This is a genomic window from Archangium lipolyticum (assembly GCF_024623785.1).
In the GTDB taxonomy this organism is placed as follows: Bacteria; Myxococcota; Myxococcia; order Myxococcales; family Myxococcaceae; genus Archangium; species Archangium lipolyticum.
Map to the genome: position 1 here is coordinate 13309 of NZ_JANKBZ010000044.1, position 20753 is coordinate 34061.

Below are 20753 nucleotides of genomic sequence, written 5' to 3' on the forward strand. Positions count from 1 at the left end.
CGCAGATGCAGATCCTCAAGAACAAGACGAACATCGACTTCATCGGCAAGCGCAAGCCGGCCATCTTCATCTCCACGGTGATCAACCTGATCATCCTGGTGGGCATCGCCGTGTGGGGCTTCAACCTCGGCGTGGACTTCGCGGGCGGCACGGTGGTGGAGGTGAAGTTCGACCACTCCATCAACGCCGCGGACGTGCGCAAGCGCGCCGAGTCGGGTGGGCTGCACGACGTGTCCGTGCAGAGCATCGGCTCGGCGGACGAGAACTCGTTCCTGCTGCGGCTGGGCGGTGTGACCCAGCTCACCGAGGAGAGCTCGGCCAAGGCCCGGGAGGCCATCCAGGCGCTGGGCCCGGTGAAGAACGTCGTCACGGACCTGGCCAACGGCATCATCAACTTCCGCTCCGAGCAGCCCATGTCCGCCGAGCAGGTCCGCAAGGCGGTGGAGGGCTCCGGCACGGGTGTGGAAGAGGTGCGCGAGCTGGGCCAGGCGCAGGCCGGTGGTTTCGACTACCAGGTCGTCGCCAGTGGCATGGCGGACCGCATCCGCAGCGCGCTGATGTCGGGCGTGGAGCAGCAGGACAAGCCGGACTTCGAGATGCGCCGCACCGAGTACGTCGGCCCGCAGGTCGGCAAGCAGCTGCGCAACCGCGCCGTCATGGCGCTGCTGTACGCCATGGTGGCCATCCTCATCTACGTGGCGTTCCGGTTCGACTTCAAGTTCGGCCCGGGCGCGCTGCTCGCCATGCTCCACGACGTGGTGATGGTGGCCGGCTTCTACCTGTTCAGCCGCGCCGAGTTCAGCCTCACCGCCATCGCCGCGCTGCTCACCATCGTGGGCTACTCGGTCAACGACACCATCGTCATCTACGACCGCATCCGCGAGGACATGGGCAAGTTCAAGGGCAAGCCGCTGGCGGAGGTCATCAACATCGCCATCAACGACACCCTGGTCCGCACCATCCTCACCTCGGGCACCACGGCCCTCTCGCTCGTGGGTCTGCTCATCTTCGGCGTGGGAGAGATCCGCGACTTCGCCTGGGCGATGCTCGTCGGCATCCTCGTGGGTACGTACTCCTCCGTGTACATCGCCAGCCCGCTCACCATCTGGCTCGATGAGCGCGCCGCCGCTCGCGAGGCCCGCCAGAAGGGTGGGGGGATGCAGCCGACCACCCCGGGATGAGGGGCGGCTGAATGCGCACGGAAGGCCCTCGTGCTCCGCGTCACCGCGGGGTCGAGGGCCTTCGGTGTTTCAGGGGGACGGTGTCAGAAGCGGCCACCCACCGTGAGGCTGGCGTCCAGCAGGCCGCCGCTCGCGTCACCCGGCACCGCCGCGTCCGCGAAGCCGTCGTCCACGAGGATCCGGTAGGTGCCCCGGATGCCCGCCGTCAGCGCTCCGGTGTTGAACTCGACACCCGCCGCCAGGGGGATCTCCTCCATCAGGTCCGACTCGTATGGACCACCCGCCTGCGCGCCCCGCGCGTAGACGTAGGAGACGCCGAGCCCACCTCCCACGAAGGGGCGGATGCGCTCCATGGGCGGCGACAGCTTCACCAGGCTGCTCGCGCCATGGCGGATGAAGGCCGGGGCCTCGGAGGCTCGGAAGCGGTCGTCCGTCACGTCGTTCTTCGAGCCGTCGTAACCCACCTCGAAGCCCAGCATCTTGAAGGGTTGGAGATTGAGGGTGACGCCCCACGTGGGTCCCGTGGCCGTCAGTCCGCCGAGATCTCCCGTGTACCCGCCGATGCCGCCGTCCACGAAGACGTTTACATCTCCTTGCCTCGGATACCCATCCTGTGCCATCGCGGTACCGGCCACTCCCAACCCGAGCGCCAGGGCCGCCACCCGGATGCCCCTGTGTGTCATGCAGACCTCCTTGTTCGATGCCGTGCATTTCAAGCTGTGCACCCACCGCAACGCGTGCGCCCGGAGGGCATCCGAGAAACGCTCGTCCGCCTGGTCGCCCCAGGGCCGGCGGAGCGAGCACCAGGTCGGGTTCCCACGGAGAGACTTCCGAGGTAGACTGAGGGTGGACTTCTGGCCCGGGTGCCCATGGAGGGCCTCCGAGGAGGGGTTGCGAACGTGCGTTGGTTGATGCCGGAGGTGCCCCAGGAGCAGGCCGCGTCACTGGCCGTGGAGCTCGGGCTGCATCCGCTCTCCGCGCGCGTGCTGGTGCACCGCGGGTTGCGCACGCCCGAGGCCGCCTCGGCCTTCCTGTCCGACAGGCTGGCGGATCTGCCCGATCCGTTCCGGATGAAGGGCATGGCCGCCGCCGTGGAGCGGCTCTTCCGCGCCATCCGCGAGAAGGAGAGCATCACCCTCTACGGCGACTATGACGTGGACGGGGTGTGCTCCACGTCGCTGCTGGCCCTGTTCCTCCGGGAGCTGGGCGCCCGGCCGGCCACGTACATCCCCCACCGGTTGGACGAGGGCTACGGCCTCAACCTCCAGGCGGTGGAGAAGATCGCCGCGGATGGCACCCGGGTGCTGGTGACGCTCGACTGCGGCGTCACGTCCGTGGCGGAGATCTCGAGGGCCAGGGACCTGGGCCTGGACGTGGTGGTGGTGGATCACCACACGGTGCCGCCCACGCTGCCCCCGGCCGTGGCGGTGCTCAACCCGCACCAGCCCGGTTGCGAGTACCCCACCAAGCACCTGTGCGCCGCCGGCGTGGCCTTCAACCTCTGCATGGGGTTGCGCAAGAAGCTGCGCGAGGACGGCTGGTTCGCCACCCGCAAGGAGCCCAACCTCAAGGCGCTGTTGGACCTGGTGGCCATGGCCACGGTGGCGGACGTGGTACCCCTCACGGGCGCCAACCGCATCCTCGTTCACCACGGCCTCCAGGAGCTGTCGGCGGGCCGCCGCCACGGCGTGCGCGCTCTCAAGGAGGTCGCCGGCCTCGACGCGGACAGCCCCGTCACCGCCGGGCAGGTGGGCTTCCGGCTCGGGCCCCGCATCAACGCCGCGGGCCGGCTGCATGACGCGTCCCTGGGGTTGCAGCTGCTGTGCTCGGACTCGCTCGACGCGGCGCGCTCGCTGGCGAAGGTGCTGGACCACGCCAACGCCGAGCGGCAGGCCATCGAGAGCGGAATCCTCACCGAGGCGCTCGCCCAGGCGGCGGAGCGGGCCGATCAGGCGAGGGGCTTCGTCCTCTACGCGGACGGCTGGCACCCGGGCGTCATCGGCATCGTCGCCTCGCGCGTGGTGGAGCGCTATCACCGGCCCACGGTCATGGTGGGCGTGAAGGACGGGGTGGGGAAGGGCTCGGCGCGCAGCATCGAGGGCTTCCACCTGTACGACGCGCTCAGCGGGTGCGCGGACATGCTGGCCCGCTTTGGTGGGCACAAGCACGCCGCCGGCCTCACCGTGGAGGCGAAGCACCTGCCCGCCTTCCGCGAGGCCTTCGAGCGCATCGCCAGACAGCGGCTGACGCCGGAGGACCTGATTCCGCGCTGCAAGGTGGACGCGGTGGTGGGCGTGCGCGAGCTGGACGAGCCGGCGGTGGAGGCCTTGCAGAAGCTCGGGCCCTTCGGACAGGGCAACCCCGAGCCGGTGCTGGTGCTGCGCCACCAGGTGGCCCGCCCGCGCGTGCTACCGCACAAGTCCGGGGGTGCTGGCCACCTCAAGCTGGCGCTGGTGGATGCACCGGCCGTGGACGCCATTGGCTTCGGCATGGCGGACCGGCTGGCACTCACCGAGGGGCCGGTGGATCTGGCCTTCCAGGCCAGCTTCGACACCTTCCGCGGCCAGCGCCGGCTGTCGCTCAAGCTGAAGGATCTGCGCGTCGCCGCCTGACGCTCCCTCTCCCTCTGGGAGAGGGCTGGGGTGAGGGTATATGTCCCTCAGGCGATGCCCCAGCGAACCCGTCCCGGCGTCAGGAGCGCACCCGCCCGCGCCAGGTCGTTCATGCGGAAGCGCTCCGCCTGCCGCTCGAAGGCCGTGCGGCACCGCTCCGAGCAGAAGAAATACTTGCGCTTCTTGTACTCCGTGGACGGACGACCCTCGGGCGCCTCCAGGTGCTTGCCGCAGACAGGATCCAGGTGCCGCTTCTGAACGTCCTTCATCCCTCGCCTCCCCACCAGACTCACCGTACCGATGCCAGAGCCCAAAGCAGCGGGCATGCCAGCGGCGAGCCTCGTGGATTCGAGGGGTTGCGGAGGGGGAAGTCCAACACTGAGGCGAAGGAGGACCCGCGAGGGGAAAAGTTTTCCGCGATCGCGGGTGGCTATTGCACCGTGGGGCAAGGCCGGTTGGACGACCCGCCCCGAGGTCCTAGAACGCGGTGCCGACGCTCGCGCCCAGGAAGGTGTCGTCCATGTAACCGCGGCGGAAGCGCATCAGCTCCACGCGCCAGGCCAGCCGCAGGTTGGACTCGGAGGACAGCGGGGTGCGGCCCCGCAGGCCCACGCCGTACTGGATGAGGGACTTGATGCCGTCCACCGGCGTCACCTTGCCGCCCACCTCGATCGCGGTGTGCTGCCACACGATGCCTCCGCCCACCTGCGCGTAGACGCCGTAGTCCTTGCTCTCGCCGAAGGTCAGCTCGTACGCCGGAGCGATGGAGGCGTAGTGCAGCCGCGTGTCGCCGATGACGAGCTGCGTGCCCTCGCGCACCCCGGCGTAGGTGTAGCGCACGTCGAACCAGAGCGCCTCGCGCAGCGGCTCCACGTTGAGGATGCGGCCGAACTCCCAGGTGAAGCGCCCGCCCACGGCCGGCAGGATGTCGGCGAGCTGCCCGCGCGAGCTGCTCAGCGCCATCGCGCCACCGAGCACCTCGAAGGCGATGCCCGTGTTCGGGTCGTCCAGGCCCGCCAGGGCCTTGAACTTCCCCTCCTCGCCGTCCTCCTCGGACACCCGGCGGAAGTCGTCCACCGTGTCCTCGGGCTCGGCGCGGCGGCGCGGCGGGGTGTTCACCTCTTCGGACTGCTCCTCGTCCGGGTAGGCGTAGGGCTTGTCTTCGTCATCCTGCCCGAACGCGGGCGTGGCGAGGGCGAGCCCTCCGAGGAGACAGGGCAGGAGCCAGGAGTGCGCGGCAGCGGTCTTCATGGGGCGATCACCGGGCAGGCGTCGGAGAGGGTGGTGCTCTGCGGGCAGGCGTCCTGTCCTTCGGAGAGCTCGGAGATGGGGATCTGCAGGTGGGTGGCGAGCCGCGTGCACACCGTCTGCTTCAGGTCGATGTTGCCGGCGGGGATGTGCTGGACGATGGCCCGGGCGGCGCGGCCCAGGGAGAAGTCCTCCTGCTTGTTCAGGGCGGCGCGGGCCAGCTGGTTGAAGCCGTACTTCAGCGGGTTGGTATCCGAGTAGGCCGCCGCCACCGCGCGCGCCAGCACCTGCCGGTCGGCGTCCGTCCTGGAGGCCTTGACGAGCGCGCTCGCGAGGATGGTGCCCACCTGGTACTCGCGGCCGGAGAACACGGTGAAGTTGCCGTAGAACATCAGGTCGCGCAGCTCCTTGCTCATGCACCAGTTCTGCGACAGGTCGCGATCCTCCACGGGCTTGCCCTCGTAGGAGGAGTCCAGCACGCGCGTGTTGCAGCCGAAGCTCGACCTGCACGAGGCCACGTAGGCGTGGAAGTCCGCCAGGCCCTCGTCCAGCGACTTGATGACGTTGAGGCCCGGGGTGGGCGAGCCCCCGCCGATCGTCCAGGCGGCGATGGCCTCGGGGATGCCCCGGCCGTCATACACCCGGCGGCTGAAGACCAGGTGCGCGTACTCGTGCGTGAGGATGGAGGCGTTGAGGGCCAGCGGCGCCTTCTGGATGGACTCGAAGGGGAGCACCATGAAGGAGCGCGTCGGCGCGAAGAAGAGGGCGTTGTCGAGCTGCGGCTTCGTGCTCGAGTCGGCCAGGACGAACTCGGGGAAGTAGTACACCTTCGTCTGGGGCAGCTCCTCCTTCTTCACCTCGACGGTGGTGGTGAAGTAGTCCCAGGCGCGCTCGAAGTTGTAATACGTGGTGACGAGGTTCCACGTGTGGAAGTCCGCCGGCCACAGCACGCCCTTCTCGTCGGTGATGTAGTTGGCGGTGACGCGGTACCCGTCGTCCTTCACCAGCGCGCGCTCCAGCGCCTCGTCGGTGGTGGCGGCCTGGGCCTCGGGATCCCTCGAGTCCAGGCGGATGTTGGCTCCTCCCTGGAGCTTGATGACCGTGCCCTCGAGGGAGACGATGTCGGTGACCGTCTTGAGCTCCACCTCCAGGGGGGCGTACTGCCCATCACTGGAGCGCACGAGCGCACGGACCTTCACGGGCGTCTGGGTTTCCGGCGCGCACGAGACGGCGAGCGTCGCGAGCGCGGCGGCGGCTGTCAGCTTTCGGACCATGTCGCCCTTCATACTACGGGTCCGGTGGCCATCAGAAGCCGGGGGGGCGGGTCAGGCGGCTTGCCCGGTGCCTTCTCGGATTCCTTGACGCGTCGTTTCCACGCTCTCTATGGTCCCGCCCTTCCCACTCCATCTGTAACAGGCGGTGTCATGGCGGTCCCGTTCATCACCGAGGTCAAGCGTACTCATACTTGCGGGCAGCTCACCAAGGCGAACATCGGTGAGGAAGTCGTCCTCTTCGGCTGGGTGCAGAACCGGCGAGACCACGGCGGCGCGGTCTTCATCGATCTGCGAGACCGCGAGGGTCTCACGCAGGTGGTCTTCGAGCCGGACATCGCGAAGGAAGCCCACGAGCTGGCCGGCCAGCTGCGGCTCGAGTACTGCATCGGCATCAAGGGCAAGGTCGCCTCGCGCGGCGCCCAGGTGAACCCCAAGCTCAAGACGGGTGAAATCGAGATCAAGGCGTCGGATCTCACCATCTTCAACCGCTCCGAGCCCACGCCGTTCCTCGTGGAGGACAACGTGGACACGGCGGAGGAGAAGCGCCTGGCGTACCGCTTCCTGGACCTGCGCCGCCGGCCGCTGCAGCAGACGCTGATGACGCGCTCGAAGATGAACGCGATCACCCGCTCGTACATGGTGGACAACCGCTTCCTGGAGCTCGAGACGCCCTTCATGGGCAAGTACACGCCGGGCGGCGCGCGCAACTTCCTCGTCCCCAGCCGGCTCAACCCGGGCAAGTTCTACGCCCTGGCCGAGAGCCCCCAGCTCTACAAGCAGCTCTTCATGGTGGCGGGCTTCGACCGCTACTTCCAGATCGTCAAGTGCTTCCGCGACGAGGACCTGCGTCTGGACCGGCAGCCCGAGTTCACGCAGATCGACGTGGAGATGAGCTTCGTCACCCAGGACGACATCTTCACCATCATCGAGGGCCTGCTCAAGCGGCTGTGGGGCGAGGTGCTGGGCATCGACATCCCCACGCCGTTCATGCGGATGAACTTCGACGAGTCCATGGAGAAGTACGGCAACGACAAGCCGGACCTGCGCTTCGGGCTGGAGCACATCGTGCTCACGGACCTCATCCGCCAGCACGGCGCCGCGGGCGGCGTGCCGATGATCTGGGAGGCGGTGGAGCAGGGCGGCATCGTCAAGGCGATGGTGCTCCCCGCGGACAAGCCGATGAGCCGCGCGGAGAGCGACAAGCTGGAGGAGTTCGCCAAGCAGAACGGCGCCAAGGGACTGGCGCGCGCCAAGGTGGGCGAGGGCGGTGAGTGGACGCAGTCGCCCCTGTCCAAGACGATCTCCCCGGCGCTGCGCCAGGCCATCAACCAGGCGTGCAACGCGAAGACGGGCGACCTCCTCGTGTTCCAGTTCGGCCGCGAGTCGCTGGTGCACACGGTGATGGCCAACCTGCGCGTGCACGTGGCCAAGAAGCTCGGGCTCATCCCCGAGTACGGCAGTGGCGGCGTGTGGAAGTTCCTCTGGGTCGTCAACCCGCCCCTCTTCGAGTACGACGAGGAGACCAAGACGTGGGCGGCCGCGCACCACGCCTTCACCCGGCCGCACGACGAGGACGTGCAGTACCTGCTCACGGATCCGGGCCGCGTGAAGTGCCACCGCTACGACGTGGTGCTCAACGGCTTCGAGATCGGCGGCGGCTCCATCCGCCTGCACGACCCGAAGGTCCAGGCCGAGGTGTTCAAGGCCCTGGGCATCTCGGACGAGGAGGCGAAGACGAAGTTCGGCTTCCTGCTGGACGCGCTCAAGTTCGGCGCCCCGCCGCACGGTGGCATCGCGCTGGGCATGGACCGGCTGGTGATGCTGCTGACCGGCGCCGAGTCCCTGCGTGACGTCATCCCGTTCCCCAAGACGAAGACGGGCACGGACCTGATGACGGGCGCGCCGGGTGACGTGGACGACAGGCAGCTGCGCGAAGTCCACGTGCGCCCCGTGCCGCTGCCGCAGAAGTAGGCCAGGAGGGACTCCAGACGATGAAGACGTTCCTCGTGGTGAACCCGCGCAGTGCCGGAGGTCAGACGGGCAAGCGATGGGCCGAGATCTCTGGCCAGGTGACCCGGGCGATCGGCGACTTCGGCTTCGGGTTCACCGAGAGCGCCATGGATGCGACGCGGCTGACGCGCCAGGCGCTCTTGGATGGCTATGAGTGCGTCGCCGCGGTGGGCGGGGACGGCACCGTCAACGAGGTCGTCAACGGCTTCTTCGCCGACGGCAAGGCCATCAACCCCCAGGCCGCCCTGGGGCTCATCCCCCGGGGCACCGGCGGTGACTTCCGGCGCGCCTTCGGGTGGGACCTGGAGCTGGACTCGGCCCTGGCGCGGCTGCGCACCGACAAGACCGAGCCCTTCGACGTGGGGCTCGCCGAGTACGTCAACCACCAGGGGCAGAAGGAGTCGCGCTACTTCGCCAACATTGCCTCCTTCGGCGTGAGCGCGGAGGTGGCCCACGAGGTCAACATCGGCAGCAAGGCGCTCGGCGGCAACCTGAGCTTCGTCTGGGGCACGGTCAAGACGATGGCGAAGTACAAGGACCGCCGCGTGCGTCTGCGCGTGGACGGCGGCGAGCCCGAGGAGCTGGGCATCACCGTCGTCGCCGTGTCCAACGGGCGCTACTTCGGCAGTGGCATGTGCGTGGCGCCCAAGGCCGTCACCCATGATGGGCTCTTCGAGCTCACCATCTGGCGCGACTACGGCGTGCACGACTTCGTCATCAAGTCCAAGGGCGTCTACAACGGTGAGCACATCACCTGGAACAAGACGCGCTACCTCCAGTGCCGCACCCTCGAGGCCGAGAGCGATCAGGACGTCCTCCTGGAGATGGATGGCGAGGTGCCCGGCAAGCTGCCCTGCCGCATCTCCATCCTTCCCAGCGCCATCCGCTTGAAGGTGTAGCCCGCTCCGTCCACCTCCGTGGACCCAGGCCGCCTGTCTCCTCGTGGGGCAGGCGGCCTTCTTTTTTCCGCGACTCGACCTTGGAAGTTATGCTGTTCCGGCGTACTTTTGAAATCAGGTACGCCGGAGCACTCCATGTCAGACAGAGATCCGTCGCAGCTCGACCTCTTCACCGGAGCCCCCAGCCCCACGCCTCCCCGTGGGCGCCGACGCGGGCACGAGGAGCCCGTGGGCCCCGCAGAGCAACCCGAGGACGTGAGGGCGCTCGGGGAGCAGCTTCCTCCCGGCCTGCACCTGGGCACTTCGTCCTGGTCATTCCCGGGCTGGAAGGGGATCGTCTACGACCGCGAGGCCACCGCGGCACGCCTCTCCCGTGAGGGGCTCGCCGCGTACTCCCGGCACCCCGTGCTGCGCACCGTGGGCGTGGACCGGACCTTCTACGCCCCCATTCCCGCCTCCGCCTTCGCCGATTACGCCGCGCAGGTGCCCCCCGGCTTCCGCTTCCTCGTGAAGGCCCACGAGGCCTGTACGCTCGCGCGCTGGCCCGTCCACCAGCGTTATGGCGACCTGCGCGGTCAGTTCAACGACCGCTTCCTGGATGCCGCCTACGCGAGGGATCTCGTGGTGGCCCCCTTCGTCGAGGGGCTGGGTGAGAAGGCCGGGCCGCTCGTCTTTCAGTTGCCACCCCAACATCCGGAGGATCTGAGCGAGGGCGGGCCCTTCGTGGAGCGGCTCCATGCCTTCTTCTCGGCGCTGCCCCGCGGTCCCCTCTACGCCGCCGAGTTCCGCAACGAGTCCCTCCTGACCGAGGCCTTGGCCCAGGCGCTCGCGGACGTCGGAGTGTGTCCGGTGCTCGCCGCCTGGAAGAACATGCCTCCCGTGGAGCGTCAGGCCGTTCGCACCAAGGCGCTGAACGCACCGGCCCTGGTGGTGCGCTGGATGCTCCCGCCGAACCTCGACTACGAGGAGGCCCGCCGGCGTTACTTCCCCTTCGACAAGCTGGTGGACGAGGACGTGCGCACCCGCGAGGCCATCGCCCGCGTCTCCGCCGCCGCCCTGGGGGCCGGACGCCCCGTTTTCGTTACGCTCAACAACAAAGCGGAAGGAAGTGCACCCCTGTCCGCCGTGCTCCTGGCGCGCAGCGTCATGTCGCGAACTCGAAACACCGGCAGTGTGGAGTCTTGATCCATGCGGGTGTGCGTCTATGGTGAGGGATGTAGCAGGTGGGTCACCCGTTGGACTGAGCACGCGGCTTGCTTGGAAGGGCTGTCATGAGATCGGTCCTTGTTGCAGCGCTCGTGGCACGCATGGCGGCGTCCGGAGGGGCGGGCGCTGGTGTCGAGGAGGCTGCTCTACGCCAGCAACCCGGCGACACCTGGGAAGACGTGCGTAAACAATTCGCCGCCCTGCGAAACGAGATTTCCACCCTGGAGACCGAATTTCGCGAAGCCCAGGAGCGCCACCGCCTTGACGCGGAGCGCAAGCAGCGCCAGCTGGAGCTCGAGCGCCGTGGTCAGCCCTGACCCGGACGGCGACGAGGGCTCCGATTTCGACCCCGAAGCACCGGTGGAAGTTCCGCTGGATGGGAACCTCGACCTGCACTTGTTCCACCCCCGCGACGTCAAGGACGTCGTCACCGAGTACCTCTGGGCCTGCCGTCAGAAGGGCGTACTCGACGTTCGCATCATCCACGGCAAGGGGACGGGAGCGCTGAGGCGCACTGTCCAGGCCCTCCTCCCGAAGTTGCCCGAGGTGGAGTCGTTCCGCTCCGCATCCGAGGCCGACGGGGGCTGGGGCGCCACCTGGGTCCGGTTGAGGGCCCTGTCTCCAGGCGAATCCGAAGGCTAGCGCCGTCAGCCCTTCAGGCCGCTGCGGGAGACGCCTTCGATCACGTACCGCTGGGCGAAGACGAACAGGAGGATCGCCGGGATGCTGGCGATGACTCCTCCCGCCATGATGGCCGGGTAATGGGTGGTGTAGGCCCCCTGGAGGATGGCCAATCCGGGCGGGAGCGTGAAGCTCTGGGGGCTGAACAGCACGTACACCGGCCAGATGAAGTCGTTGTAGTTGGTGAGGAAGGCCAGCACCGTCAGCGTCGCGATGCTGGGCCGGGAGAGCGGCAGGATGACCCGGTAGAAGATCTGCCAGTGGTTGGCGCCGTCGAGCAGCGCCGCCTCCTCCAACTCGCGCGGCAGTGTCGAGAAGAACTGGCGCATGAAGAAGACGCCGAAGGCGCTCCCCGCGCCGGGGACGATCACCGCCCACAGCGAGTCCAGCCAGCCCAGCCTGGTGACGATCAGGAAGTTGGGGATCAGGAAGAGGAACGTGGGGATGAACAACGTCCCGACGATCAGCCCGAACAGCACGCGCCTGCCGGGGAACTCCAGCCGGGCCAGGGCGTACGCGGCGAGCACCGACGTGCTCACCACGAGCAGCGCGTTGGCCGTGGCCGTGAAGATGCTGTTGAGGAACCAGCGCAGCACCGGCGTCTCGGAGCCCAGCGTGAGCAGCGGGACGTAGGCCTGGGTCGTGAAGGGGCGGGGCAGCCAGGAGAGCGGCTGCCGGGTCGCGTCGAAGTCCGTCTTCAGCGAGGTGCTCAGCATCCACAGCAGCGGTGCCACGAAGACCCACGTCAGCAGCACGAGCAGGGCGTAGAAGGTGATCCGGGAGAGGGGGCGGGTGGCGGTGGCGCTCATCAGGAGTCCTCTTGCCGGAAGAGACGGAAGTTGAGGGCACTCACCCCGAGCAGCGCGAGGGCGAGGACGTAGCTCATGGCCGCGGCGCTCCCCATGCGGAAGTCGCGCAGGCCGGTCTCGGCGATGAGCATGAGCGCGGTGCGCGTCTCGTTGCCCGGAGCGCCCTGGGTGACGAGGAAGGACTGGCCGAACATGTTGGCCGAGTTGAGGATCGTCACCGTGAACACGAAGAGGAGGACCGGCTTCAGACCGGGCAGGGTGACGTGGAGGAACTGCTGCGAGCGGGTGGCACCGTCGACCTTCGCCGCTTCGTACAGCTCGCGCGGGATGTCCTGCAGCCCGGCGAGGTAGATGAGCGCGTTGAAGCCGAGCGTCCACCAGACCGTCATGCCCACCAGGGAGATCCACGCCCACGGCAGCGCGGTGGTCCACGGGATGGTGGCGGACAGGTAGTGGTTGATGAGGCCGATGTTGGGATCGAGCAGGAACCGCCAGAGCAGGCCGACCACGGCCACGCCCAGCACGTAGGGCGCGAAGTAGACGGCGCGGAAGAAGGAGCGGCCGGGGAACTGGCGGTTCAGCAGCAGCGCGACGAGCAGGGGCACCACGACGAGCGGGGGCACGCTGAAGAGCGTGAAGAGCCCGGTGGCCTTCATGCTCTGCCAGAAATCGCCGCTGTCGCGCGAGCCCGGGGAGAAGAGGGTCGTGTAGTTCCGCAGCCCGACCCAGGGCCGGCGGGGCAGCAGGAAGTCCCAATCGTGCAGGCTGATCCACAACCCCTGGAGGGCTGGCAGCAGCACGAAGGTGCCGAACAGCAGGAGGTACGGGGCCAGGAAGAGGTACGGCGTCGCGCGCCCCGTGTGCCGGATCGAAGCGGTCTGGGCTTTCGTCTTCATGGGATCAGTCGCCGTATTTCTCGCGGTTGTACCGGACCACCTGGGTGGCCTGCGCCGCGGCCGACTTCAGGGCGGCGGCGGGCGGCTCCTTGCCGAGCACGGACAGGTTCACGGCCCGGTCGACCAGCGCCAGCGCCTCGTTGATGCCCGCGACCGCTGGCGGGATGCGGATGTACGGCGCCTGTTTGGCGAACTCGACCTGCGCCTTCATCGCCTGGAACTCCGGGCTCTCCGCCACGCTCCGGAGCACTGGTATCTTCCCACTCTTGAGCCAGTCCACGGAGCGCTGGCTCATCCACTGGATGAAGTAGCGCGCCGCCGCCTGTCTGTCCGGATTGGGCGATTCCTGCCGCGGCAGCACGAACTGGTGGGAGTTGCCCCAAACCGCCGGCTGTGTCCCGATCTTCGGGATGGGCGCCACGCCCCACCGCAGCTGCGGCACCTCGGCCAGCGCGTTGATCTGCCAGATGCCATTCCAGTTGAAGGCGTTCTGCCCGTTCTGGAGCGCGATGACGTCGGCGTCCTGGGCGACGTTCTCGGGGCTGTGGCCCTTCTTCACCAACTCGACCATCCAGGTCATCGCCTGTACGCCCGCGTCGGAGTCGAAGGTCGCCTGGGTGACGTCCTTGTCGAACAGGTCCCCGCCGAACTGCCACAGCAGCGACTGGAACTGGAACGTCCCGGTGAAATGGAAGGGTGACATCCAGTGGCCCTGGATGCCGTGGCCCTTGAGCTGCTCGAGGGCCTCCATGTACTCGTCACCCGTCTGGGGCGGCTTGTCCGGATTCAGGCCCGTCTTCTCCAGGACCGCCTTGTTGAAGAACATGCCCAGCGGATGCAGATCGAGCGGGATGCCGTAGCGCCTGCCCTTGTAGATGCCGCCCTTCCAGGCCACCGGCGAGGTGAAGTTGGACTCCTGAAGCCCGAGCGCCTGCGCGATATCATCGATGGGCGTGATGAGGTTGCGCGCGGCGTTGGTCGGGATGGAGTCGACGTGCATGACAGCGACGTCGGGCGCCTGTCCGCTGATCACCGCCCCCGCGAGCTTCTGGAAGAAGTTGGCCCACGGGTAGATGTTCATCCGGACCTGGATGGCCGGCGTCGCCTTGTTGAAGTCCTCGACGATCTTCCGGATGTACGCGCCGTCTCCTCCCGTGAAGCCGTTCCAGAACGCCAGCGTCACGCTCGGGCCGCTGTACCCCTTGCCTCCCGTTGTCCCCTGCGCACCTGGAGGCGTGCTCGGGGGGGTGCTCGAACGCTCACACCCGCCGAGGGCGAGAGAGGCTCCTGCTCCGAGCGTCCACGCCATGAAGCGTCGGCGGCTCAGCTCCGACGCGAAGGGGGAGTCCGGCATCTTCATCCTCTCGGTTGCGGCTCGTGTCGTGATCGCTGCTGGATGGTCTTCGGGCGTATGTGCCACACCGTGGGCCGGTGTGAGACGCGGCGTGTTCGCTGTGTTCGTCAGAGTGCTTTTCGCACTCCGGTTTCACCTGCGACTCGCCCGTGTTTGATGAGCGGGAAACACCCTCACCCCGTCCCTCTCCCGGAGGGAGAGGGGAAATTGGGGGCTCAGGACAGCCAGAAGTACGCGGAGGCGATGAGTGAGCGCTTCTCCGTTACCTTCGACTTGTTGGCCAGGTCCGCCACCTGCCGGTCCTTCGCCGCGTAGCGCTTCTCCTCCTCGTTGCGCAGCGAGGCCAGCTTCTTGCGGTACTCGCGCTCCAGCCGCTCCGCGTGCCCGCGGGCTTTCACGCGCTCTGCGGGGTCCTCCTGCGCGCACACCACCTTGCGCGCCTCCTGCCAGGCCTCGCGCGCCTTCTCCACCTGCTCGCGCGACTCCAGCAGACAGTCCTCCGCGTACCGGTCCGCCCGCTCCCGCGCCAGGTCCAGCTCCAGCGCGTTGCGCCGCTCCGCCGCCCGGAGGATCTCCTCCTTGGCCGCCATCAGCGCCTGCTCCTGCATCAGCGACACCGACACCGGGGGCGGCTGCCGGCGCCGCTCCTCCTTGGCCGACAGCTTCACGAAGTGCTCGCCGTCCGCGAGCGGCAGGGCCCGGAAGCCCTTGCCGTCCCGCTCCAGCACCAGCACCAGGTGCACCATCTTCTCCTCGGCCTTCAGGCCCGTCGTCTCGAACTTGTAGACGAACCACCAGCCCTCGCTGCCCGCCAGCCGCGCCAGCCGGGCCGGCAGCCCCGCCGCGTTGAGCTGCAGGTAGCTGATGGCGTCGTGCGTCCGATCGCGCACCGCGTAGGCCGCCTTGGCCACCTGGAGCCGGCCCGAGGCACTGTTGTTGCCCAGCACCGAGCCCGTCAGCGCCCGCGCGCCCTGCTGGCGCTTCTCCAGCGCCTCCTTCGTCACGGCGCCCGCCATGCGCAGCCGCCGCCGCACGTCGCCGTCGAAGCGCTCCATGAGCACCGAGCGCGCCTCCGTCATGCGCGCGCTGATGCGGCCCTCCATGTCCGAGCGCAGCTTGTCGAACGCCTTGTTGATGTCGTCCGGGTGGCGGCAGGACTGGTAGATGTCCAGGATGCGCCGCTCGAAGTCCACGCCGCTCTCCAGCGCGCCCAGGATTTCATCCGACGCGCCGAACACGCCGTCGAAGAGGTTCAGCTTCTTCTCCAGCAGCTCGTACAGCCGCGCGTCCGCGGCGTTCTGCCGGTTGAGGAAGTTGATGACGAGCACGTCCCGCTGCTGGCCATAGCGGTGGCAGCGGCCGATGCGCTGCTCCACGCGCTGCGGGTTCCACGGCAGGTCGTAGTTCACCACCAGGTTGCAGAACTGGAGGTTGAGGCCCTCGGCGCCCGCCTCGGTGCAGATGAGGATCTGCGTCTTCTCGCGGAACTCGGTGACGAGCGCGCGGCGCTCCTCCGGGCCTCCCCCCGCGTCACCGGACAGCAGGGAGATCTTCCCCGCGTAGCCGTTGGCCGACAGCAGGTTGAAGAGGTACTGCTGCGTGCGCTTGGACTCGGTGAAGATGAGCGCCTTCTCCGGCCAGCCCTGTCCCTTCATCACCTTGAAGGTGCGATCCAGGGCGCGCTTGAGGGCCTCGCCCTTGGCGTTCACCTTGATGGAGTCGGCCAGGTCCGCGTACTGCTTCAGCTCCCACTGCTCGTTCTCGAGCGTGCGGATGCTGACGGGCTTGGCGGGGTCATCCGACCACTCCTCGCCCTCCTCGACGTACTGCTTGGCCTCCTCGGGCTCGAACATCTCCAGGGCGCGCTGGCCCAGCTTCGCCGCCTCCAGGCGTTTGGCGAGGTTGTCCGCGAGCCGCCGCAGGGTGGGGGCGATGGCGTACGTGGAGGAGGCCAGCAGCTTGCGGTAGCAGAGCGTGAGCAGCGTCTTCTTGCCCGGCTCGATGGCGGCCACTTCGGAGCGCCGCAGGTACTCGCTGACCTTCTCGTAGAGGTCCTGCTCCTCGGGGGAGGGCGCGAAGTCCTCCACGATGGAGCGGCGGTTGGTGTAGCGGACGTACTCGCGCACCTGACGGCGCAGCGTGCGCTGCACCACGGGGGCCAGCCGCTCCTTGAGCTCGTTGACGGCGTCCGTCTGAAGGCCGCCCGTCTCCGCCTCCAGCCGGTAGCGGCTGCGGAAGGCGTGCTCGGGGCCGAGGATCTGCTCGTCCAGGAGCGTCACCAGCCCGAACAGCTCCATCAGGTCGTTCTGCAGCGGGGTGGCGGTGAGCAGCAGCTTGGGACGGCCGCTGAGCGCGGAGCGGAGCGCCTGGCCCGTCTTGTGGCCCGCACGGTAGGCGTTCCGCAGGCGGTGGGCCTCGTCGATGATGACGACGTCCCAGGGAATCTCCGCCACCAGCTGCGCCTTGTTGGCGGCGAACGGGTGCGAGCAGATGACGGGGAAGGGCTGATCGAAGCAGTTGCCCGTGGCGCGCACGGTGCGGCCGTCGACCATCACGGACTCGAGGTCGAACTTCTCGCGCAGCTCGCTGTTCCACTGCGCCCGCAATACGGCCGGGGCGAGGATCAGGATGCGCGTCTTCCCCTCGGCCATGAGCTGGGCGATGACCATGCCCGCCTCGATGGTCTTCCCGAGCCCCACCTCGTCCGCCAGCATGCAGCCGCCACGCGACAGCGAATCCATCGCGAAGCACGCGGCCTCGAGCTGGTGGGGGTTGAGATCCACCTTCGCCTCGGCGAGCGCTCCCGCGAGCCGCTCGCGCGAGTCCGAGCTCTTGATGGTGAGCTCCTCGGCCAGCAGACGCTCGTGGAAGGGCGTCAGCGGCTTTCCCTGCTGCTCAGCATCCGCGCGGACCTCCGTCCCCGCCGCTGCCGCCGCCGCCGCATCCACCTCCACCCGCAGCTCCCTGAACTCCCTCGCGACCTCCGGCAAGTCCCTGTCTCCCCGTCCGTATGAAACTGGTGCTCGCACAGGCGTGTAGCACGAAAGGGGGGCCATTTTGGGAAGTGCGACGGATGTGTAAAGGGGGTCTTTTCCGAGGCCGAAAACTCGGCTCCGGAGCGATTGGCACGCTTTTTCTTCGGGAGCGTCGTCGCGCGAGCGTGTGCGCGAGGGTGTGGTGCGTGCGGGATTTGACGGAAGGAGTTACAGGATGCCCCGCGCCTTCACGTGCAGATAGGTGTTGACGGCCGCGGCGCCGAAGCCCTTCGCGGGAGCCCGCACTACGAGTGCACCCGCGTCTCGAAGCGTGAGCGCCGTGCGCTGGTAGTCCTCCTCGAGGCGCGTGGCGGCCTGACGCGCGTAGGCGTCCTGCTCGGAGGAGGGCACGCGGGTGGCGGCTCCCTGGAGGTCCTCGTCCAGCAGCGAGGCCACTACGGGCAGGTGGCGGGGACGCAGCGCCAGGGTGCGCGCCAGCAACGTGCCCGAGGCGTCCGGATCCACCAGGTCCGTGAAGAGCACCACCAGCGAGCGCCGCGAGGAGCGCGCGAAGGCGAAGTCGTAGGCGCGGCCGTAGTCGCTCTCTTCCAGGGCCGCCTCGGCGCGGTAGAGGGACTCGGTGAGCAGACGCAGGTGCTCGTGGCCCTTGCGTGGCGGGAGGTAGGCGCGCACGTCGCTGGCGAAGGCGAGCACGCCCACCATGTCCCCCGCGTCCAGGCTCACCTTGGCCAGCCGCAGCGCCGCGTCCACCGCGTGGTCCAGCTTGCGTCGGCCATCCACCCGGCCCGCCATGTGACGCCCGCAGTCGAGCAGCAGCAGCACGGGCTGGTTCCGCTCGGGCTGGTACACGCGCACCATGGTGCGGCCCCGGCGCGCCGAGGCCTTCCAGTCCACCGTGCGGTAGTCATCCCCGGTGCGGTACTCGCGCAGGGACTCGAACTCACGGCCCTCGGCGGAGCGGCGCAGGGTGCGTTCGGCGGGTGCATCCGAGGCCACGGCGAGCGCCAGGGCCTCCCGCGTCAGCGCGGAGAGATCCGGGTACACCTTCACGTTCTGCTCGAGGGGCACGCGGACCTGGCGCGCGCACAGACCCAGCGGGCCCAGCAGGCGCAGGTGCACATCCCCGAGGCGCAGGTCTCCGCGCGCGGGCGGCGTGAGGGTGTAGGTGAGGGTTGCGCGGGGCGCGTCCGGGGTGAGGGAGAAGGGCTGTTCGTGCCCGCGTACCTCTACGCCCGAGGGCACCTCGTCGCGCACGCGGCCTCGTACGGGCTTCTGTCCGGCCAGATCCAGCTCCAGGCGCACGGGGTTGGCGGTGCCCGAGGAGAGGACAGGTTCCACTCCGCGCCGCACCTCCACGTCCGAGGCACGAGGGGCGGAGAGGAAGTCGAATGCGCACAGCAGCAGCACCGCCGCGTCCAGGGCGACGGCGAGCCACACGAACGCGGAGCCGGCCACGGCGAGCGCCGCGGGCACGAGGGCCACCGCGACGAGCGCCACGGCGAGCCCCGTGGGGACGGGCCGTCCGAGGCTCACCGGGGGACCTGGACGCGCTCCAACGTCTGGCGGAGCACGTCGTCCGCGGTGAGGCCCTCCACCTCCGCCTCGGCCTTCAGCAGCAGACGGTGGTTGAGGACGCTGGGGCAGACGGACTTCACGTCGTCCGGGGTGACGAAGTCGCTCCCGTTGAGGGCCGCGCGGGCCTTGGCCGCCGCGAGCAGCGCCTGCGACGAGCGGGGGGAGGCGCCCAGACGCACGCGCGGGTTGGAGCGCGTCTCGCGGATGAGCCGTACCACGTAGGAGAGGATGGAGTCGTCACAGGCCACGCGCGCCGCCTGGACCTGCAACTCCGCGAGCGCGGAGGCGTCGAGCACCCGCTCCACCTGGGCGGCCTTGCCCTGGCGCTGGTGGAAGGCGCGCACCATGTCCAGCTCGGACTCGGGCGGCGGGTAGCCCACGCGCACCCGCATCAGGAAGCGGTCCAGCTGCGCCTCGGGCAGCGGGTAGGTGCCCTCCAGCTCCAGCGGGTTCTGCGTGGCCACCACGAAGAAGTGGGAGGGCAGCGCGTGCGTGGTGCCGTCGATGGTGACCTGCCGCTCCTCCATGGCCTCCAGCAGCGCGGCCTGCGTCTTGGGCGGGGTGCGGTTGATTTCATCCGCCACCAGCACCTCGGTGAAGACGGGGCCCTTCACCAGCTGGAAGGCGTTGTCCTGGGGCCGGAAGACGTTGGTGCCGAGGATGTCGCTCGGCATCAGGTCCGGGGTGAACTGGACGCGGGTGAAGGCGAGGCCCAGGGCGGAGGCCATGCTGCGCGCGGTGAGCGTCTTGGCCACGCCGGGGACGCCCTCCAGCAGCACGTGCCCGCGCGCGAGGAACGCGGTGACCAGATCGGCCACCACCTGAGGCTGGCCGAGCACCGTGCCCTCCAGCGCGTGGACGAGGCGCTCCAGGGCGGGGCTCCGGTTGACGGGGGCCGTGGCGGTGGCCACGGCGGTAGGCGACGACGTCATGACGCGGGCTTCTCCTTCAGTCCGAGCAGCGTGCCCGCCAGGCCCGTCAGCGCGCCCAGCATGCCGAGGAACACGCCCATGCTGGGGGAGGAGTTCATGATGGTCGCGTTGCCGATGGGCGAGGGCACCTCGGTGGCGTCATACGAGAGCTTCATGAAGATGATGCACCAGAGGACGGAGAAGACGGACAGGCCGAGCTGCGCCAACCAGGGGATGAGCACGTTGAGGTTGGGCAGCAACCGGCGCACGCGTACGGCGATGGAGCCGAGGATTCCGGCGGCCGCCAGCACGGCCATGAGTCCCAGGCTCATGAGCCCGAGGATCTCTCCGTCCTCGGCCGTCTCCTTCCAGGGGAGGAAGGCGGAGAGGATGACCACGCAGCCGCCCGCGAAGGCGATCTTGTCGGCGAGGCCCAGCACGCCCACGAAGTCGCGGAAGTCCTCGATGACCTGCTCGGGGGCGACGATCTGCCCGGTGCCGGTGTTGGAGGTGTCGCGGGGCGGGACGTAGTTGATGTCCGCCGGATCGAGCTCGGTCTGCTGCGGCTGGCGCCGGGGAGGGGCGGGACGGGCAGCGCCGCCAGCGGGGCGGGGCGCGGCGGTCCCTCGGGAGCCGGTGGAGGGACGGCCGCTCGCGGTGCGCGGGGGCGCGTTGCGGACGATGTCCTCCATGTTCTTGATGTTGGTGGCGTCCTCGTCCGGGAGGGCCGGGGCGGCGGGACGGGCCCCCGAGGCGGTGGTGACGCGGGGACGGGAGCCCGTGGCCGCGGCGCTCCGGCCGGCGGGACGGGACGCGGTGCCGCGCGTGCCCGGGGCGGTGCGCGGGCGGGTCGAGGCGGCCGGTTTGCGAGCGGGGGGCGGCCTGGAGTCCGGCGCGTCACCCGAGTCCTGGGGAGCGTCCGTCGAGAGGAAAGAGCCGTCGATGATGTAGTCGCAAGAAGGGCAGATGGAGGTGCCATCCGCGACCTTGTTGCCACAGCCAGGGCAGTTCAGGACCGGCGCTCCTTTTGAAGCGGAAAAGCGCCGAGCATCTTCCGGTGCCCGGTGGTCCAAGTCAAACGGCATCAAGAGGCTAACCCCT

At 68.8% G+C, this 20753-nt stretch carries 18 protein-coding genes; 7 read left to right on the forward strand and 11 right to left on the reverse strand.

Annotation, left to right across the window (positions count from 1 at the left end):
• Nucleotides 1-5 precede the first annotated feature (5 nt).
• Nucleotides 6-1181, forward strand: a complete 1176-nt coding sequence (secF, locus tag NR810_RS47335; RefSeq protein WP_257462384.1) for a protein translocase subunit SecF — start codon at nt 6-8, stop codon at nt 1179-1181.
• An 83-nt stretch (nt 1182-1264) separates the two neighbouring features.
• Here the strand turns inward: secF and NR810_RS47340 are convergent, their stop codons facing one another.
• Entirely contained in the window at nt 1265-1864 is a 600-nt protein-coding gene (locus NR810_RS47340) for a hypothetical protein (protein WP_257462385.1), read from the reverse strand.
• A gap of 216 nt (nt 1865-2080) precedes the next feature.
• Here NR810_RS47340 and recJ point away from each other — a divergent pair, with 216 nt between their 5' ends.
• Complete coding sequence (gene recJ, locus NR810_RS47345) at nt 2081-3793, forward strand: single-stranded-DNA-specific exonuclease RecJ (protein WP_257462386.1); 1713 nt, start codon at nt 2081-2083, stop codon at nt 3791-3793.
• A gap of 47 nt (nt 3794-3840) precedes the next feature.
• Here the strand turns inward: recJ and NR810_RS47350 are convergent, their stop codons facing one another.
• The 3 genes from NR810_RS47350 to NR810_RS47360 form a co-directional block, all read right to left on the reverse strand.
• Nucleotides 3841-4062, reverse strand: coding sequence for a YHS domain-containing protein (locus NR810_RS47350; protein ID WP_257462387.1), 222 nt, complete (start codon nt 4060-4062; stop codon nt 3841-3843).
• Nucleotides 4063-4270: 208 nt separating this feature from the next.
• The gene (locus NR810_RS47355) at nt 4271-5044 is read right to left on the reverse strand and encodes a hypothetical protein (RefSeq protein WP_257462388.1); all 774 of its coding nucleotides are present in this window, start codon (nt 5042-5044) and stop codon (nt 4271-4273) included.
• Nucleotides 5041-6315: a hypothetical protein gene (locus NR810_RS47360; RefSeq protein ID WP_257462390.1), complete on the reverse strand. Its 1275-nt coding sequence runs from the start codon at nt 6313-6315 to the stop codon at nt 5041-5043. Before NR810_RS47360 ends, NR810_RS47355 begins: the two co-directional genes overlap by 4 nt.
• 150 nt (nt 6316-6465) lie before the next feature.
• Between NR810_RS47360 and aspS the strand changes: the two genes are divergently transcribed.
• From aspS to NR810_RS47385, 5 genes are all read left to right on the forward strand, one after another.
• Entirely contained in the window at nt 6466-8286 is a 1821-nt protein-coding gene (gene aspS, locus NR810_RS47365) for an aspartate--tRNA ligase (RefSeq protein WP_257462391.1), read from the forward strand.
• Between the two features lie 20 nt (nt 8287-8306).
• Nucleotides 8307-9224 (forward strand): diacylglycerol/lipid kinase family protein, encoded by a 918-nt coding sequence (locus tag NR810_RS47370; RefSeq protein ID WP_257462393.1) that lies wholly within the window; start codon nt 8307-8309, stop codon nt 9222-9224.
• 135 nt (nt 9225-9359) lie between these two features.
• Nucleotides 9360-10409, forward strand: a complete 1050-nt coding sequence (locus NR810_RS47375; protein ID WP_257462395.1) for a DUF72 domain-containing protein — start codon at nt 9360-9362, stop codon at nt 10407-10409.
• Nucleotides 10410-10495: 86 nt separating this feature from the next.
• Nucleotides 10496-10747 carry a hypothetical protein gene (locus tag NR810_RS47380; protein ID WP_257462397.1) on the forward strand — a complete coding sequence of 84 codons (252 nt, stop codon included), beginning with the start codon at nt 10496-10498 and terminating at the stop codon, nt 10745-10747.
• The gene (locus tag NR810_RS47385) at nt 10734-11072 is read left to right on the forward strand and encodes a Smr/MutS family protein (protein ID WP_257462398.1); all 339 of its coding nucleotides are present in this window, start codon (nt 10734-10736) and stop codon (nt 11070-11072) included. Before NR810_RS47380 ends, NR810_RS47385 begins: the two co-directional genes overlap by 14 nt.
• Before the next feature lie 5 nt (nt 11073-11077).
• Here the strand turns inward: NR810_RS47385 and NR810_RS47390 are convergent, their stop codons facing one another.
• The 7 genes from NR810_RS47390 to NR810_RS47420 all read right to left on the reverse strand — a co-directional run bounded on the left by NR810_RS47390 (nt 11078) and on the right by NR810_RS47420 (nt 20737).
• Nucleotides 11078-11920: a carbohydrate ABC transporter permease gene (locus tag NR810_RS47390; RefSeq protein ID WP_257462400.1), complete on the reverse strand. Its 843-nt coding sequence runs from the start codon at nt 11918-11920 to the stop codon at nt 11078-11080.
• On the reverse strand, nt 11920-12816 hold the full coding sequence (locus NR810_RS47395) for a carbohydrate ABC transporter permease (protein WP_257462402.1): 897 nt from the start codon (nt 12814-12816) through the stop codon (nt 11920-11922). Before NR810_RS47395 ends, NR810_RS47390 begins: the two co-directional genes overlap by 1 nt.
• Nucleotides 12817-12820: 4 nt before the next feature.
• Nucleotides 12821-14170 carry an ABC transporter substrate-binding protein gene (locus NR810_RS47400; protein WP_257462403.1) on the reverse strand — a complete coding sequence of 450 codons (1350 nt, stop codon included), beginning with the start codon at nt 14168-14170 and terminating at the stop codon, nt 12821-12823.
• A gap of 215 nt (nt 14171-14385) precedes the next feature.
• A complete protein-coding gene (locus NR810_RS47405) occupies nt 14386-17226 on the reverse strand; it encodes an SNF2-related protein (RefSeq protein ID WP_407653903.1) in 2841 nt (946 codons plus the stop codon).
• A 147-nt stretch (nt 17227-17373) separates the two neighbouring features.
• Nucleotides 17374-18699, reverse strand: coding sequence for a DUF58 domain-containing protein (locus NR810_RS47410; RefSeq protein WP_257462405.1), 1326 nt, complete (start codon nt 18697-18699; stop codon nt 17374-17376).
• Nucleotides 18696-19673, reverse strand: coding sequence for an AAA family ATPase (locus NR810_RS47415; protein ID WP_257462407.1), 978 nt, complete (start codon nt 19671-19673; stop codon nt 18696-18698). The genes NR810_RS47410 and NR810_RS47415 overlap by 4 nt, the downstream gene beginning before the upstream one ends.
• A complete protein-coding gene (locus NR810_RS47420; RefSeq protein ID WP_257462409.1) occupies nt 19670-20737 on the reverse strand; it encodes a hypothetical protein in 1068 nt (355 codons plus the stop codon). Before NR810_RS47420 ends, NR810_RS47415 begins: the two co-directional genes overlap by 4 nt.
• Nucleotides 20738-20753 lie beyond the last annotated feature (16 nt).

Coding starts and splice junctions, on each gene's coding strand:
- secF (WP_257462384.1), top strand. CDS start 6: ATGCAGATCCTCAAGAACAAGACGAACATCGACTTCATCGGCAAGCGC.
- NR810_RS47340 (WP_257462385.1), bottom strand. CDS start 1,864: ATGACACACAGGGGCATCCGGGTGGCGGCCCTGGCGCTCGGGTTGGGA.
- NR810_RS47350 (WP_257462387.1), bottom strand. CDS start 4,062: ATGAAGGACGTTCAGAAGCGGCACCTGGATCCTGTCTGCGGCAAGCAC.
- NR810_RS47355 (WP_257462388.1), bottom strand. CDS start 5,044: ATGAAGACCGCTGCCGCGCACTCCTGGCTCCTGCCCTGTCTCCTCGGA.
- NR810_RS47360 (WP_257462390.1), bottom strand. CDS start 6,315: ATGGTCCGAAAGCTGACAGCCGCCGCCGCGCTCGCGACGCTCGCCGTC.
- aspS (WP_257462391.1), top strand. CDS start 6,466: ATGGCGGTCCCGTTCATCACCGAGGTCAAGCGTACTCATACTTGCGGG.
- NR810_RS47370 (WP_257462393.1), top strand. CDS start 8,307: ATGAAGACGTTCCTCGTGGTGAACCCGCGCAGTGCCGGAGGTCAGACG.
- NR810_RS47375 (WP_257462395.1), top strand. CDS start 9,360: ATGTCAGACAGAGATCCGTCGCAGCTCGACCTCTTCACCGGAGCCCCC.
- NR810_RS47380 (WP_257462397.1), top strand. CDS start 10,496: ATGAGATCGGTCCTTGTTGCAGCGCTCGTGGCACGCATGGCGGCGTCC.
- NR810_RS47390 (WP_257462400.1), bottom strand. CDS start 11,920: ATGAGCGCCACCGCCACCCGCCCCCTCTCCCGGATCACCTTCTACGCC.
- NR810_RS47395 (WP_257462402.1), bottom strand. CDS start 12,816: ATGAAGACGAAAGCCCAGACCGCTTCGATCCGGCACACGGGGCGCGCG.
- NR810_RS47400 (WP_257462403.1), bottom strand. CDS start 14,170: ATGCCGGACTCCCCCTTCGCGTCGGAGCTGAGCCGCCGACGCTTCATG.
- NR810_RS47405 (WP_407653903.1), bottom strand. CDS start 17,226: ATGGCCCCCCTTTCGTGCTACACGCCTGTGCGAGCACCAGTTTCATAC.
- NR810_RS47415 (WP_257462407.1), bottom strand. CDS start 19,673: ATGACGTCGTCGCCTACCGCCGTGGCCACCGCCACGGCCCCCGTCAAC.
- NR810_RS47420 (WP_257462409.1), bottom strand. CDS start 20,737: ATGCCGTTTGACTTGGACCACCGGGCACCGGAAGATGCTCGGCGCTTT.